16 protein-coding genes are annotated in these 13,999 nt (G+C 61.5%); 14 read left to right on the forward strand and 2 right to left on the reverse strand.

Translation table 11 applies throughout. The features are described from left to right. The first annotated feature begins 33 nt into the window (after positions 1-33). From pxpB to B0G57_RS24315, 13 genes are all read left to right on the forward strand, one after another. Complete coding sequence (gene pxpB / locus B0G57_RS24255) at positions 34-705, forward strand: 5-oxoprolinase subunit PxpB (protein WP_026229664.1); 672 nt, start codon at positions 34-36, stop codon at positions 703-705. Continuing rightward, positions 702-1,709, forward strand: coding sequence for a 5-oxoprolinase subunit C family protein (locus tag B0G57_RS24260; protein ID WP_018440667.1), 1,008 nt, complete (start codon positions 702-704; stop codon positions 1,707-1,709). Before pxpB ends, B0G57_RS24260 begins: the two co-directional genes overlap by 4 nt. Before the next feature lie 3 nt (positions 1,710-1,712). Continuing rightward, positions 1,713-2,174, forward strand: coding sequence for a biotin/lipoyl-containing protein (locus B0G57_RS24265; protein WP_018440666.1), 462 nt, complete (start codon positions 1,713-1,715; stop codon positions 2,172-2,174). A 46-nt stretch (positions 2,175-2,220) separates the two neighbouring features. After that, entirely contained in the window at positions 2,221-2,988 is a 768-nt protein-coding gene (locus tag B0G57_RS24270; RefSeq protein ID WP_018440665.1) for a LamB/YcsF family protein, read from the forward strand. A gap of 158 nt (positions 2,989-3,146) precedes the next feature. Beyond that, complete coding sequence (locus B0G57_RS24275) at positions 3,147-3,896, forward strand: SDR family oxidoreductase (protein ID WP_018440664.1); 750 nt, start codon at positions 3,147-3,149, stop codon at positions 3,894-3,896. A 73-nt stretch (positions 3,897-3,969) separates the two neighbouring features. Next, complete coding sequence (locus B0G57_RS24280) at positions 3,970-4,980, forward strand: 2-hydroxyacid dehydrogenase (RefSeq protein WP_018440663.1); 1,011 nt, start codon at positions 3,970-3,972, stop codon at positions 4,978-4,980. Positions 4,981-5,309: 329 nt separating this feature from the next. Beyond that, positions 5,310-6,011, forward strand: a complete 702-nt coding sequence (locus B0G57_RS24285; protein WP_018440662.1) for an amino acid ABC transporter permease — start codon at positions 5,310-5,312, stop codon at positions 6,009-6,011. 2 nt (positions 6,012-6,013) lie between these two features. Continuing rightward, entirely contained in the window at positions 6,014-6,763 is a 750-nt protein-coding gene (locus B0G57_RS24290; protein ID WP_018440661.1) for an amino acid ABC transporter permease, read from the forward strand. A 25-nt stretch (positions 6,764-6,788) separates the two neighbouring features. After that, a complete protein-coding gene (locus B0G57_RS24295) occupies positions 6,789-7,517 on the forward strand; it encodes an amino acid ABC transporter ATP-binding protein (protein WP_018440660.1) in 729 nt (242 codons plus the stop codon). A gap of 83 nt (positions 7,518-7,600) precedes the next feature. Beyond that, positions 7,601-8,449 carry a transporter substrate-binding domain-containing protein gene (locus tag B0G57_RS24300; RefSeq protein WP_018440659.1) on the forward strand — a complete coding sequence of 283 codons (849 nt, stop codon included), beginning with the start codon at positions 7,601-7,603 and terminating at the stop codon, positions 8,447-8,449. Between the two features lie 22 nt (positions 8,450-8,471). Further along, a complete protein-coding gene (locus tag B0G57_RS24305; protein WP_051090030.1) occupies positions 8,472-8,969 on the forward strand; it encodes a gluconokinase in 498 nt (165 codons plus the stop codon). A 31-nt stretch (positions 8,970-9,000) separates the two neighbouring features. Next, positions 9,001-9,756: a glucose 1-dehydrogenase gene (locus tag B0G57_RS24310; protein WP_020566176.1), complete on the forward strand. Its 756-nt coding sequence runs from the start codon at positions 9,001-9,003 to the stop codon at positions 9,754-9,756. A gap of 97 nt (positions 9,757-9,853) precedes the next feature. Then, positions 9,854-10,714, forward strand: a complete 861-nt coding sequence (locus B0G57_RS24315; RefSeq protein ID WP_018440656.1) for a class I SAM-dependent methyltransferase — start codon at positions 9,854-9,856, stop codon at positions 10,712-10,714. A gap of 1 nt (position 10,715) precedes the next feature. Here B0G57_RS24315 and B0G57_RS24320 read toward each other — a convergent pair whose 3' ends face one another. Next, positions 10,716-11,252 (reverse strand): chromate transporter, encoded by a 537-nt coding sequence (locus B0G57_RS24320; RefSeq protein ID WP_018440655.1) that lies wholly within the window; start codon positions 11,250-11,252, stop codon positions 10,716-10,718. Next, positions 11,252-11,860: a chromate transporter gene (locus tag B0G57_RS24325; RefSeq protein ID WP_018440654.1), complete on the reverse strand. Its 609-nt coding sequence runs from the start codon at positions 11,858-11,860 to the stop codon at positions 11,252-11,254. The genes B0G57_RS24320 and B0G57_RS24325 overlap by 1 nt, the downstream gene beginning before the upstream one ends. Before the next feature lie 559 nt (positions 11,861-12,419). Here B0G57_RS24325 and B0G57_RS24330 point away from each other — a divergent pair. After that, positions 12,420-13,907 (forward strand): MFS transporter, encoded by a 1,488-nt coding sequence (locus tag B0G57_RS24330; protein WP_018440653.1) that lies wholly within the window; start codon positions 12,420-12,422, stop codon positions 13,905-13,907. Positions 13,908-13,999: the final 92 nt, after the last annotated feature.

Consider the following 13,999-nt stretch of genomic DNA (forward strand, 5'->3'; position numbering starts at 1 on the left):
CGTCAGCGGAACGCCACGAGGGCGGCACCCGCGATGAACCGCGACGAATCGGAGCAGCAGTTGACCATCAGCATGTTGGGGACAACGGCCATGCTGTTCGAGGCGCCGGGCGCACTAGATCTGCCGGCGCAACGGCGCATCTGGTCGCTCGCCCGCGAAGTCGAATCATGGCCGGGCGTGCGCGAAGCGGTGCCGGGCGTCACCAATCTGATGCTGACGTTTGTCACGCCGCCTGCTGACCCCGACTCGCTCGCCGACGCGTTACGCGACGCATGGACGGCAGCAGGCGAGTTGCAGATCGAAGGCAAGATCGTCGAGTTACCCGTCGTGTACGGCGGCGAATTCGGGCCACATCTGCAGGATGTCGTCGACCACACGGGACTGTCCGTCGACGAGGTCGTGCGCTTGCACTGCGCGCCGCTTTATACCGTCTATGCGCTGGGCAGCCATCCGGGGTACTGCTATCTCGGAGGGATGGACCCGCGCATCGCCACGCCGCGCCGCAAGGTGCCCGTGCTGCGCCTGCCCGGCGGCGCGGTGTCGATTGGCGGCGTGCAAACGGGCGTGTCGGCGTCGACGGGGCCAAGCGGCTGGAACACCATCGGCCATACGTCGATGGTGTTCTTCGATCCATCGAGAGACAACCCGGCAACGCTCGCACCCGGCGACATGATCCGTTTTCGCGTCGAGAGGATTATCCGATGATCGAGGTACTGTCTTCATCCGCGCTCGCCACGGTGCAGGACCATGGCCGCGAGGGCTATCTGCGCTACGGTGTCGGTACGGCGGGCGCGATGGACCGGCTGGCGCTCGCGGTCGGCAATCTGCTGCTCGGCAATCCCGACGACGCAGCCGGCATCGAAATTCCGATGTTCCCCTTTCGCATCCGCTTTCTCGATGCCCTCGACTTCGCCATTACGGGCGCCGATTGCGCTGCGCGGCTGGGTGATAAACCCGTGCTGCCCTGGTGGACGACGCATGCAAGAAAGGGCGATGTCTTGACCGTCGGCGTGCCGAATAACGGCATGCGGTGCTATCTGTCGCTCGCGGGCGGCGTGGACGTCCCTGTCGTGCTCGGTTCGCGCAGCACGCAGTTGCGCGGCCAGTTCGGCGGCTACGAAGGCCGTCAGTTGCACAAGGGCGATGTGCTCAAGGCAATCGGCTGCATTCACCGCGCCGAACCCGATCAAGCGGTGCACAGCGCGGGCTTCGGCATGGTACCGCCCGAACATGCGTTGCCCGCGCCCGTGTCCACGCCATGCGCTGAAGTGGGCGACACGGTAGTGCGCGTGCTGCCCGCGGCCGAATACGACGGCTATCAGCCGCAATCGATCGAAGCGTTTTGGCGCGAAGGATGGAAAGTCACGACGCAGAGCGACCGGTACGGCTATCGGCTAGCGGGTCCAACGCTGGAGCCGGTGCGCCACATCGAAAAGCGATCGCACGGCATCGTGCCTGGCGTGATCCAGGTGCCGCACAGCGGCCAGCCGATCATTCAGTTGCGCGACGCGCAGCCATCGGGTGGTTATCCGAAGATCGGCACGGTGATTGAGGCGGACCTGTGGCGGCTCGCTCAGGCGCGTATCGGGACGAAGATCCGTTTTGCCCAGGCGACGTACCAGGAAGCCGTCGCCGCACTGGACGAACTCGAGCATTACCTCACGCGGGTCCGCCATCTCATAGGACTCTTTCGTTCCTCCAGACACTGAAACATGACACAGAAAATCGAAGTCGATCTCGGGGAGATTCGGCAGATCACAGCGTGGCTGGCCGCGAGCGATATCGGGTTCATCGAGGTCAGCAAGTCTGGCGCAACCGTGCGTCTGAAGGTCGACGACGGGCATCGTAGTGGCAAGGGCACTCTGGCCGAGCCATCGGCGGCATCGGCATCTGCGACGCGCACAGGCAGCACGCAGTACGCCCGCACACAGGCCGTCAGCGTGATGGCCAAAACAGTGGCCGTCTTTCTCGCGGCGCATCCGGCGCATTCGACGCCGCTCGTCGAAGCCGGCGCTCGTGTCGGGCAGGGCGATGTGATCGGGCTGCTGCAAATCGCGCATCTTTGTGTGCCCGTGGTTGCACCTGTTGCGGGCGTGGTGACGCAACCGCTCGTCGCGCATGGTGTGACAGTGGGCTACGGCACGCCGTTGTTCGAGATTGTGCCGATAGCCTAGACGCATCTCGATCGACGGCATCGGATGAGAAAACGGAGAATGGATTGTGGAAATAGATCTCAACGCCGATCTCGGCGAAGGCTTCGGACCGTACCGGATGGGCGAGGACGAAGCGATGCTCGATGTCGTGTCGTCCGCGAACGTGGCATGTGGGTTTCACGCGGGCGATCCCGTCATCATGGATAGAACGGTGCGTCTCGCGCTCGCGCGCCGGATCGAAGTGGGCGCGCATGTCGGCTTTCCCGATCTGCTCGGTTTCGGCCGTCGGCAGATTCAGGCCGATCCGCTGGAACTGGCGAACTATGTCGTCTATCAGATGGGCGCGCTTGCCGGCATCGCGAAGCGGGCGGGGTATCGAGTCACGCATATGAGCTTTCATGGGGCGCTCGGCAATATGGCTGCGGCGTCGTACGAACTGGCCGAGCCGCTGGTGCGAGCCGTGTCTGAATTCGACCGCGACCTCATCATCAGCGTATCCACGAACACCGAGATCGAGCGCGCAGCGGATCGCATCGGCATTCGCACGGCGAACACGTTTCTCGCCGACCGGGCCTACGACGATCAGGGTGTGCTCGTGTCGCGCAAGCTCGAAGGCGCCGTCATCAAGGACCGTGCGGCCGTGATGGCGCGTGTCCAGACGCTGCTCGAAGACGGCACGATCACGACCATCACCGGCAACAAGCTCAGGATGAAAGTGCAGTCGATCCTGTTGCACGGCGACACGCCCGGCGCCGTCGAACTCGCGCGCGCGGTGCGCGGCTCGATCGAAGCGGCGGGCGGCCGCGTGGTGCCCGTATCGAAGGTGGTTCGATAGCCGCGCATCGTGGCAAACCGGGTAGAGGCGATCCATAAGCGAGCCTTATTGCTACAAATCCAATCCGTCTTTGTCCCGTGTTTTCACGACGTATAGATTCCAAACAGACGTATCGCCCATCTTGCAAAGCGATACTAGACTTGAGACAGAGGTCATTCATGCCGTTTTCAGACTATAAGACCGCGCTCGTGACGGGCGCTTCCACGGGTATGGGCGCGGCGATCGTCGAGCGATTCTGTCGCGAAGGACTCGAAGTGCACGCGCTGGCACGTAGTGCCGATCGCCTGAATGAACTGGCGGCGCGCACCGGCTGCATTCCGCATGCGATCGACGTCAGCGATCTGCCGGCCGTGACGAAGCTGACGCAGGAGGTGCCGTTCGACATCGTCGTCAACAATGCGGGCGTGTCCCGCAAGGGCTCGATTCTGGACGCAGGCGTCGAGGATATCGACGTTCAGGTTGAAGTGAACCTGCAAGCCGTGCTGCATATCGTTCGGCTCACGATGCCGGGCATGGTCGCGCGCGACTGCGGCCATATCGTCAATATCAGCTCGATTGCGGCTATCTACAACTTCAACGGCAATTCGATCTATCACGCGACCAAGGCAGCGATCCATGCATTGTCGCGTCAGTTGCGCGTCGATGCGACGGGCAAGCGCGTGCGCGTGACGGAGATTTGTCCAGGCCGCGTCGCCACCGATATTTTCGGTCACGTCCACGGCAATATCGAAGAGGCGCGCAAGCAGTTCATCGAAGGCTTCGAACTGCCGACACCGGCCGACATCGCCGACGCCATTGCGTTCGCCATTGCCGCACCGCTCGCGGTGAATATCAGCAACATGGAAATTTTGCCCACGCTGCAGGTGCCAGGCGGGCTTACGACGATCAAGCGGGGGCCCGCTGGGTAGGCCGGGTAGGCGCACAAGGTCGGCGCCTCTGGGCAGCCGCTTTCAATCATCACAGACTTAAAGGAGATCTTTCATGCGTGTACCGGTACTCGTGACCCGAGCGTCGTTTCCCGACATCGTCGATCGCCTGCGCACGAACTTCGATGTCACCGACAATCCGGACGACACGATCTGGACGCAGCCGGAACTGATCGCACGTCTGCAAGGGAAAGTCGGCGCGATGACGGCAGGCAGCGACCGTATCGATGCGACGCTGCTCGATGCCTGTCCCCAACTCAGAGCTGTGTGCAACATCGGCGTCGGCTACAACAACATCGACGTGGACGCATGCACCGCGCGCGGCGTGATTGTGACGAACACGCCGGACGTTCTCACCGATACGACGGCTGATTTTGGCTTTGCGCTGATGATGGCCACCGCGCGGCGCATCGCCGAGTCGGAGCACTATCTGCGCGGCGGCCTCTGGACGAAAACGGGACGCTACGACATGTTCGTCGGCGGTGACGTGCATGGCTCTACACTCGGCATTCTCGGCATGGGTCGCATCGGGCAGGCGATTGCGCGTCGCGGCGCATTCGGATTCAACATGCGCGTGATCTATCACAACCGCTCGCAATTGCCGGCACATGTGGAGGAAAGCTGCGGTGCGCACTACGTCGACAAGGCAACGCTGTTGCGCGAGTCCGATCATCTGATCGTAGTGGTGCCGTATTCCGCGAGTTCTCATCATACGATCGGCGCGGCCGAACTGAAGCAGATGAAGTCGTCGGCGACGCTGACCAACATCGCGCGCGGCGGCGTTGTGGACGATGCCGCGCTGGCCGAGGCGCTCAAGGAGGGCAGCATCGCGGCAGCGGGGCTGGACGTGTTCGAAGGCGAGCCCGTTGTGCATCGCGCCCTGCTCGCGCAGAAAAACGTCGTGCTGACGCCGCATATCGGCAGCGCATCGGTTTCCACTCGGCGCGCGATGGCCTCGCTTTGCGCGGACAACCTCATTGCGGCGCTGGGCTGTGGTCCGACGGCGGGCAAGCCGCCGACGCCTGTGAATCCGCAGGTATTGTCGGGCGCGCTGGAAGAGCGCTAAGAGCCCCATGCGTATGACGTGATGCAAGTCCATGTGCGCTCGCATTACGAGCGCACATGCAAAACGACAAACGAGGCGCCCGTAGAGGCGCCCACATTGGAGACATATCCCATGCCCGACTTCGCTCGAGCCACGGCTGTAAGCCGGTTCAGCCCATCATTCCCGAAACTTATCGCACCAGAGGAAAGGCCTCTGCAAGGGCCTTTTTTTGCGAGCTAGTATCAATTCAAGCTTGCAGTCATTGACCGCTCTTGGTGGCGACGCGCGGCCTTGCCATGCGTTCAACCGGACCGGGTAAGGCCTGGATCTGAATCATAGGGACGTGCAACATGAAACTTCATTTTGACCTCGCAACCGTGTTGCAAGGGGATTATGGGGCGTTGTTTCTCCATGGCATGGAGCTCACGCTTGCGATGGCGGCGTTGGCGTGGATGTTTTCGATGATCGTCGGCATTCTTCTGACGGTGATCCGGATGACAAACTTCCGTCCTGCAACGGCCTTCGTCGCGAGTTTCGTTGCCTATCACCGTAACGTTCCGATGCTTGTTCAAATCCTGTTCTGGTATTTCGGTATCTCGAACATCCTGCCAGAGCACGTGCAGGCGCTGCTCAACAACTATAACGGCCAGTTCATCTTCGCCGTGATCGCGATCGGACTTTGCAGCGCAGCTTATCTGTCGGAGGACATTCGCAGCGGCCTGCGCGCCATTCCTTATGGCCAGTTCGAAGCGTCGCGCGCGCTGGGGCTGAATTTTTTTAGTGCGATGCGTTACGTCGTGCTGCCGCAAGCGCTGCGCAAGGCGATTCCGCCGATGATCAATCACACGGTGCTGCTCTTCAAGAACACGAGTCTCGCGATGGCGATAGGCGCAGCCGAACTCACTTACGTGACGCGTCAGATCGAAAACGAGACGTTCCTCTCTTTTGAATCGTACTTCGTCGCCACGGTGGTTTACCTCGGCATCTCGCTTGTCATCATGCTCTGCGGAGCACGGATCGCGGCGCACTACCGTATTCCAGGAGTCAGGTGACCATGTTCGAAATCCTGCGTGACAACTGGACGCTTCTGCTCATCGGGCAGTATCCGCACGGCCCACTAGGCGGCATCGTGTTGACTATCCTGCTTTCGCTGTCGGCACTCGTTATCGCCTTTCCGCTCGGCATTCTGGTTGCGCTGGCACGCATCAGCCCGTTCGCCGTACTGCGCGCGCCCGCCACGGGTCTTGTCTATATGGTGCGTGGCGTACCGCTCCTCATGGTGATCTTCTGGGTGTATTTCCTGGTGCCCGTCCTTACCGGTTATCCCGTCACCGGCTTCGTCACGATGTTGTGCGCACTGGTGGTCTATGACTCAGCGTATCTCGGCGAAATTATCCGCGCGGGCATTGAAGGGCTGCCGCGCGGGCAAATGGAAGCGTCACGTGCGCTCGGCTTGAGCTACTTAAAGACGATGCGCGCCGTGATCCTGCCGCAGGCGCTGTACAACGTCGTGCCAAGCATGGTCACGCAGTTCGTATCGACGATCAAGGAGACATCGCTCGGCTACATTATCAACGTCCAGGAAATTTCGTTCGCAGCCGACCAGATCAACAACCGGCTGCTGACCAAGCCGTTTCCTGTCTACCTGATTCTTGCGCTGAGCTATTTCGCGCTGTGCTATGCGTTGACGCAGCTCGCCCATTTCCTGGAACGACGCGTGACCCGCAAGCGGGCAGGTGCTCGCGTCACCAAGGCGAAGGCGAGTGCAGTCGCGCTGGCCGATCCGTTGCCTGGCAAGAACTAGGCGTTCACTCAATTCAAGGTGTCGCATGATCAAGTTTTCTGGCGTCAACAAATGGTACGGCGAGTATCACGCGCTCGTGGATGTGAATGCCGAAGTGCGTAAAGGCGAAGTGGTCGTCGTGTGCGGACCTTCGGGGTCGGGAAAGTCGACGCTGATTCGCACCGTCAACTGTCTCGAGGAAATCAACCGAGGGCAGATCTTTTTCGACGGACAGAACATTCACGACAGGAAGATCGGGCTGAATGCCTATCGCAGCCGTATTGGTTTCGTGTTCCAGCAGTTCAACCTGTTTCCGCATCTGTCCGTGCTCGACAACATCACGCTTTCGCCGATGCGAGTGAACGGACTCAAGCGCGCGGAGGCGGAGCGCAAAGCGTCGGAACTGCTGTCGCGCGTCGGTCTGTCGAGCAAGGCGAATGCATATCCTGCGCAGTTGTCCGGCGGTCAGCAGCAGCGCGTCGCGATTGCACGGGCACTGGCGATGGACCCGCCCGCCATGCTGTTTGACGAGCCCACCAGCGCGCTCGACCCGGAAATGGTGGGGGAAGTACTGAACGTGATGAAAAGTCTCGCCCAGGAGGGAATGACGATGATGTGCGTCACGCACGAGATGGGCTTTGCACGTGAGGTCGCGGACCGCGTGTGGTTCATGGATGCCGGGCGGATGCTCGAAACGGCGACGCCTGAGGAGTTCTTCTCGCGTCCAAAGCACGCGCGGGCACAACGATTCCTGTCGGATCTACGCATGCATTAGACGAGGCCGCAGGCCTTGATGAGCGAGATCGATACAGCTCGATCGGCCGTTGATTGCTCTACATAAACTTCAGGAGTTTGGAAATGCAGGTAAAGAAGATTTGCGCCGGGATGTTAATCGCGTGGGGTGCGCTGGCGTGGATTGCGCCGGCTTGCGCCGATCAGTTGGCTGATATCAAGAGCCGTGGGGAACTTACCTGCGGCGTCTACTCGAATGTCGAGCCGTTCTCTTATCCGAATGCGCAGACGAGGCAGCTGGAAGGCATGGATGTGGACTTGTGCAATGCCGTCGCAAAACAGATTGGTGTCAAGGCGAAGCTCGAACCGCTGGCCGTCGAAGCGCGCATTCCGCAATTGAAACTGGGGCGCGTCGATATTGTCGTCGCGAATCTGGCTTATACCAAAACGCGTGCGACGCAGATCGAGTTCAGCGATTCGTACTATTCGACCAAAGAAGTGCTAGTGGTGAAGAAAGCCGACGCGAATAAAAAACTCGCTGATTTTGCGGGACAAAAGATCAGTGCCGCCGACGGTTCGACCTCCGCGCTGTCGATTCCGATCTCAATCAAGGGCGGGCAGGCCGTCACGTTCCATGATACGAGTTCGGCCTTCCTTGCACTGGAACAGAACAAGGTGAAGGGCTTTGTCACGAATCAGATGACGGCTACGAAGATCGCGAAGCAAGTGGAAGGCACGGACGGCGCCGTCGCGATCGCGTCCGAGCCGATGCTGATCGAGCCAATCGCGGTTGGTTTGCGGCAGAACGAACCGGCCTTGCTGGGCGCGGTCAACGAAGCGCTTGCAGCGATGGAGCAAAGCGGCGAAATGAGCAGTATCTTCGACAAATGGCTCGGGCCGAAGACGCCTTACGGACTCACGCGAACCGAGAAGGTGACGCCGATCAATCAGCTCAAGTTCACGCCGGTGTCCTGACGTGGCATATAAGGTCGTCGTGATGGGGGTGTCGGGATCTGGCAAATCAACACTCGCGCGCCGTCTCGCTCAGGCGCTCAACGGTAGCTTCATCGAAGGGGACGACCATCACGCGGAGGACAGCCGCGATAAGATGCGTCGAGGCATTGCGTTGTGCGACAGTGATCGGGAACCCTGGTTGGATCGGTTATCGGCATGTATGCGCGCGAACGCCGACACGACCGTCCTCTCGTGCTCCGCGTTGAAGCGAAGCTACCGTGCGCGCTTGCGCGCCGGCGTGGACGAACTGAAGTTCGTGTTCCTCGACATCTCGTTGTCTGAAGCCATCGAACGAGTCTCGCAACGACGTGGCCATGAGTTTCCGACCTCTCTGGTTGCCGATCAGTTTGCGGCGCTGGAGTCGCCGGCCGGTGAAGGACGCGTGCTGTGCCTGTCTGCGGGGCAGGCGGTCGGACGCAATGTCGCCGCGGCCGCGCGATGGATCCGCTCGGAGATGGAGCATAGTGTAAGCATTGAGTGAACGAGGAGTAGAGTTGAAAGACAACCTGGAAATGTTCGATCTTTCAGGCCGCCGTGCGCTGGTCACAGGATCGAGTACGGGAATCGGCTTCGCACTCGCCAAAGGACTGGCGGGCGCGGGCGCGGAAGTCGTGCTGAATGCGCGCAACGAGGCGCGGCTGGCGGAAGCCGTCGGGCGTTTGCGCAAAGAAGGCGCAACAGTCCATGCAGCACGCTTCGACGTGACGTCGCCGGACGAAGTCCAAGCGGCCATCGCGGGTATCGAGCAGGATGTCGGCGCAATCGACATCCTTATCAACAATGCCGGGATGCAGCGCCGCGCGCCGCTCGAGCAGTTCTCGCACGAACAGTGGGAAGAACTGATGAAGACCAACGTCGAGAGCGTGTTTCTGGTGGGCCAGGCGGTCGCGCGGTACATGATCGAGCGCAAGCGCGGCAAGATCATCAACATCTGTTCAGTACAGAGCGAGCTGGGTCGTCCGAGCATTGCCGCTTATACCGCGAGCAAAGGCGCCGTGAAGATGCTGACCAAGGGCATGGCAATCGACTGGGGCCAGCACGGCATTCAGGTGAACGGCTTGGGGCCCGGATACTTCAAGACTGAGTTGACGGAAGCGCTCGTGAAAGACGAGAAATTCAGCAGCTGGTTGATTGGCCGCACGCCTTCGCGTCGCTGGGGCGATGTGGAGGATCTCGTCGGCGCGGCAGTGTTTCTGGCGAGCAGTGCGTCGAACTTCGTCAACGGTCATATCCTGTATGTGGATGGGGGCGTGACGGCGACGCTCTAGGTTCGTGTCGCTACGTGATTTAATTAACCTGCGCGATCCGGATGGACGTGTGTGGCGACATCAGGCGCCGGCCAAGGCTGATCGATAAGGAGGGACCATGAGCGAAGCACAGGACGACGGCCCGGATAGCACAGCCGCACGGGTTGCATTGTGGCGTGCCCTGCATGTTCAGATCGATGCGCCGCCGCACGTGCTCGATGACGAGATAGGTCTTCGGCTGCTTGCACCGGATGCCGGCTGGCGGCAGCGCGGCGACATGAATCCTGAGTTCACTCGCCCATTTCGCGCATCGATCGTCGCGCGCGCTCGCTTCATCGAGGATCTTGTCGTCGAGCAAGCAGCGCACGGACTAACGCAGTACGTAATCGTCGGTGCTGGTCTCGACAGCTTTGCGCAGCGACGGCCGGACATTGCCGCTGGCTTGACGGTCTTCGAAGTCGATCGACCCGGCCCGCAGAGGTGGAAGCGTCGGCGCTTGGCTGAACTCGGTTTCGGCGTGCCGGATTGGTTGCGCTTCGTGCCCGTCGACTTCGAGGCGGGCGGATCGTGGCGAGAGGGGCTGACAGCAGCCGGCTTCGATGCAGGCAAGCCGGCCGTCGTAGTGTCGACGGGCGTCAGCATGTATCTGACGAAGGAGGCAAACGCGGCGGCGCTGCGTGAAGTCGCGGCGCTCGCACCCGGGTCCACGCTTGCAATGACATTCCTGCTGCCGCTGGAATTGGCGGACGCGGACGTGCGGCCGGGGCTCGAGATAGCCGCCAAGGGTGCGCAAGCGAGCGGCACGCCGTTCATCAGCTTCTTCACGCCGGCACAGATGTTGGAATTGGCCAAGGAGAGTGGCTTCACGGCCGCACTGCACGTGTCGGCAGATGACCTGACGCAGCGCTACTTCGCCGGCCGATCGGACGGCCTTCGTCCACCGAGCAACGCCGAAGAACTGCTAATCGCGACGACGTAGCTCAAAAGACCACACGAACTGCGACGAATATCGCCGCTCCCGCGGCGATCAGCAATAGCGCATTGATTCGCGTGCGCATCACGCAGACGGTCGAAATGGCTGCAAGCACGCGCGCCAACCATCCGCCGTCGAGTCCCTGCAGCAGCACATAGACTGAAGCGAGCAGCATGCCGGCCGCCACCGGCCGCAGTCCCGTTTCGAGCGCGATCTGCCAGCGCGCGCCTTGATGACGTCGCCACATGTGTGCGACATCGTAGATGAGGAAGGCGGTGGGGCCGAATAGCGCGAGCGTCGCAATGACGGCACCCCAAAGTCCCGCGACCTGCCAGCCGATCAGCGTCGCTAGCAGCGAGCCCGGGCCCGGCGCCATTCGCGCAATGGCGAAGTCGTTCATGAATTGGTCGGTCGTCATCCAATGATGGACATCGACCACCTGTCGCTGAATGTCGGCGATGATGGTTTGCCCGCCGCCGATCGTGGCGATCGAAAGCGGTGCGAATAGGGCGGCCAGTGCCGCGTAACGGCTTGTGCTCGACATCAGCGTTCGGCTGCCGACGATGCGGCGCCTGCACGCCGGTACTCGAGCGCAACGCTCACGCTTCCCGCGGCCAATACGGTCCAGACAAGTGGCCAATGCAGGAAGCCCACGGCGACGAACGTCAGGGCCGCCACCAAGAACGGAAATATGCGGTGCGGCAGACGGCGCACGGCGGTTAGTGCCATCGATATCGATAGCCCGATCGCGGCAGCGGCTGCGCCTGCCAGCGCGACATGAGTCAACGAGAAGCGCGCGAGCGTCGAGAACAATACGCCGAGCACGATGATGAGAAAGGCCGGGGGGATGATGATGCCGGCAAAGCCTGCGACCGCGCCGCGCCAACCGCACAAGCGATAGCCGATCCAGATCGCGAGGTTTTTGACGTTGACGCCTGGGAGCGCTTGAGAGAGCGCCAGGCCGTTGAGAAACTCGTCTTCGTCGATCCAATGCCGTTCGTCGACGAACTCGCGCATCATTCGCCCGCTCAGTCCGCCGCCAAAGCTCGTCAACCCGATCTGAGAAAAAACCAGAAACAGCTTCGACACACCGGGGCGAGGCGCGCCGCTCGTGAGCGGCTCAGACGGATCGGCGGGTTTCGGGTCGAGCATTGATTTCGCTGGCTGAGATGAAACGACTGCGATGGTACCGCCGATGCCTGACGATTTGCTTCCGGCTCGTTTGCGGGCCATCACCGACGGTCGAAGCGGCGTGCCGGCAGTGCGTTACTGCGCGGCGAGTTTATGCAGATAGTTGATGATGACATTTGACGTGGGAAGCCTACGGCGCGCACGGCCCGACATCGCGAGCGCAATGGTGACGGTATTCGTTGGGGTCGCAAGGCATAATACGGCGGCCTTTGGCTGAATGATTACAAAATCTTGCCCATTCTCGAATAGGTCCTGAGACCGCAGCCCCTAAAGACGGCGCCAGCCTGAGCCGCTCAGGCTGGGCTCCTGGATGCACGAAAAGTGACGATCTGGGATAATAAAGTGCTGTCTATCGACAGCGATCGTTTCTTCAGGACAAGTTAAACGCTCATGGCTGCAATGCCGGCTGCACCCCACCTTTCATTTCTCAATCCACAGATCAAACACGCATTGAACGAGCGAGGCAGCCGCGGAACTCGCGCCTACGCTCCCGCGATCGCAGCGACGCGCGGAGGCAGCAATGGAGGGCACTGAAGGGCTCTCCGCGCCGGCTCGCGCCGCTTCCCCCGTCCGCTCGTTTCGCGAATTGCTGCTGGCGATGCTCGGCATCGGGCTCGTCAATATGCTCGTGGCGCTCGATCAGACGGTCGTCAGCACGGCATTGCCCTCGATCGTCGCCGACCTGAAGGGCGCGGAATACTACGCATGGATCGCGAGCGTCTATTTGCTCGCATCGGTCGTCTCAGTGCCGATCTTCGGCCGGCTCGGCGACTACTTCGGTCGCAAGGGTTTCGTCATCGCGTCGATCACGACGTTTACGCTCGCATCCGCGTTATGCGGACTCGCTCCGAACGTCGAGACACTCGTGTTCGCGAGAGCGCTGCAGGGCGTCGGCGGCGGAATGATGGTCGGCACCGCCTTCGCCTCGATCCCCGATCTCTTTCCCGATCCGCACGCTCGTGTGCGCTGGCAGGTCGTCATGGCGGGCTCCTATGGGATCGCCACGGCAGCCGGACCGTTTCTCGGCGGATTCCTTAGTTCTACTTATGGTTGGCGCTCGACGTTTCTCGTCAACCTGCCGGTCGGTCTCGCCGGCCTTTACATCGTGATTCGCTATTTGCCGCGTATCGCACACGGCGGCAAGGCGCGCGCAAAGATCGATTGGCTCGGCGCGGCCTTTTTGTCGGTGCTGCTTGCGTCGCTGCAGATGGGCATCGAGCGGTTGCCGACGAACGGATTTGGCGTATCGACTCTGAGGTTTTGCGCGATAGCGATCGGTTCATGCATCGCGCTATACGCGTGGGAAAAGCGGCACGCCCAACCGATTTTGCCGATCGACTTGTTTGCGGATCGCAATCTCGTGCTGCTGTTTCTGCTTTCGTTCGCCGCCGGTTTCGCGATGTTTTCGATGTTGTTCTTCATGCCGCTGTTGCTGCAGACGGGTTTCGGCATGACGCCTCAGGCGGCGGGGCTCGCGGTGACGCCGCTCCCGGTTTGTCTCGCGCTCGGCAGCATGGTGAACACGCGGATCGTCACGCGTCTGCGCGTACCGATGTCGATCGTCACGCTCGGCTATGCGTTGATCGGCGCGGGCTGCTTCGGGGCGACGCTGCTCGGCGGGACGAGCCCACACCTGTTGGGCGCGGTCTCGATGGCCGCGGCAGGCGTCGGGCTCGGCTTCATTCTCAACAACCTGAATGTCTTCTCGCAGGAACTGAGCGGGCGCACGCGCTTTGGCATCATCACGGGCCTCATTCAGTCCACCCGAATGGTCGGCGGCATGCTCGGGACCGCCACGATCGGCACGCTGGTCGCGCGCAGTCTCGCGCGCGTCGTGGCGGACCCCAATCATGCCGCGCTCGAGCAAGGGCAAAGCGCCGTCGTACATGCGATCCATATGGGTTTTTCGATCGACGTGGTCGTCATGTGCGGTGCGGTCTATTGCACGCGGCGTCTCGTCGGTGTGCGGCTGCGTCGATCCTCCGTGCAGAGTCCATTGGCGGAATGACGGTGCGCCGCGCCGCGGCGGCCACGCCTGGCTGAGCGCGGGACGAGCCGCTTGCGTGGCTCGGCCGATGCGACAATTCGATTTTGCACTCC

This window comes from Trinickia symbiotica (assembly GCF_002934455.1).
GTDB classification, from domain to species: Bacteria; Pseudomonadota; Gammaproteobacteria; order Burkholderiales; family Burkholderiaceae; genus Trinickia; species Trinickia symbiotica.

Coding starts and splice junctions, on each gene's coding strand:
- B0G57_RS24275 (WP_018440664.1), top strand. CDS start 3,147: ATGCCGTTTTCAGACTATAAGACCGCGCTCGTGACGGGCGCTTCCACG.
- B0G57_RS24310 (WP_020566176.1), top strand. CDS start 9,001: ATGTTCGATCTTTCAGGCCGCCGTGCGCTGGTCACAGGATCGAGTACG.
- B0G57_RS24295 (WP_018440660.1), top strand. CDS start 6,789: ATGATCAAGTTTTCTGGCGTCAACAAATGGTACGGCGAGTATCACGCG.
- B0G57_RS24285 (WP_018440662.1), top strand. CDS start 5,310: ATGAAACTTCATTTTGACCTCGCAACCGTGTTGCAAGGGGATTATGGG.
- pxpB (WP_026229664.1), top strand. CDS start 34: ATGAACCGCGACGAATCGGAGCAGCAGTTGACCATCAGCATGTTGGGG.
- B0G57_RS24260 (WP_018440667.1), top strand. CDS start 702: ATGATCGAGGTACTGTCTTCATCCGCGCTCGCCACGGTGCAGGACCAT.
- B0G57_RS24325 (WP_018440654.1), bottom strand. CDS start 11,860: ATGCTCGACCCGAAACCCGCCGATCCGTCTGAGCCGCTCACGAGCGGC.
- B0G57_RS24305 (WP_051090030.1), top strand. CDS start 8,472: ATGGGGGTGTCGGGATCTGGCAAATCAACACTCGCGCGCCGTCTCGCT.
- B0G57_RS24315 (WP_018440656.1), top strand. CDS start 9,854: ATGAGCGAAGCACAGGACGACGGCCCGGATAGCACAGCCGCACGGGTT.
- B0G57_RS24320 (WP_018440655.1), bottom strand. CDS start 11,252: ATGTCGAGCACAAGCCGTTACGCGGCACTGGCCGCCCTATTCGCACCG.
- B0G57_RS24300 (WP_018440659.1), top strand. CDS start 7,601: ATGCAGGTAAAGAAGATTTGCGCCGGGATGTTAATCGCGTGGGGTGCG.
- B0G57_RS24290 (WP_018440661.1), top strand. CDS start 6,014: ATGTTCGAAATCCTGCGTGACAACTGGACGCTTCTGCTCATCGGGCAG.
- B0G57_RS24280 (WP_018440663.1), top strand. CDS start 3,970: ATGCGTGTACCGGTACTCGTGACCCGAGCGTCGTTTCCCGACATCGTC.
- B0G57_RS24330 (WP_018440653.1), top strand. CDS start 12,420: ATGGAGGGCACTGAAGGGCTCTCCGCGCCGGCTCGCGCCGCTTCCCCC.
- B0G57_RS24265 (WP_018440666.1), top strand. CDS start 1,713: ATGACACAGAAAATCGAAGTCGATCTCGGGGAGATTCGGCAGATCACA.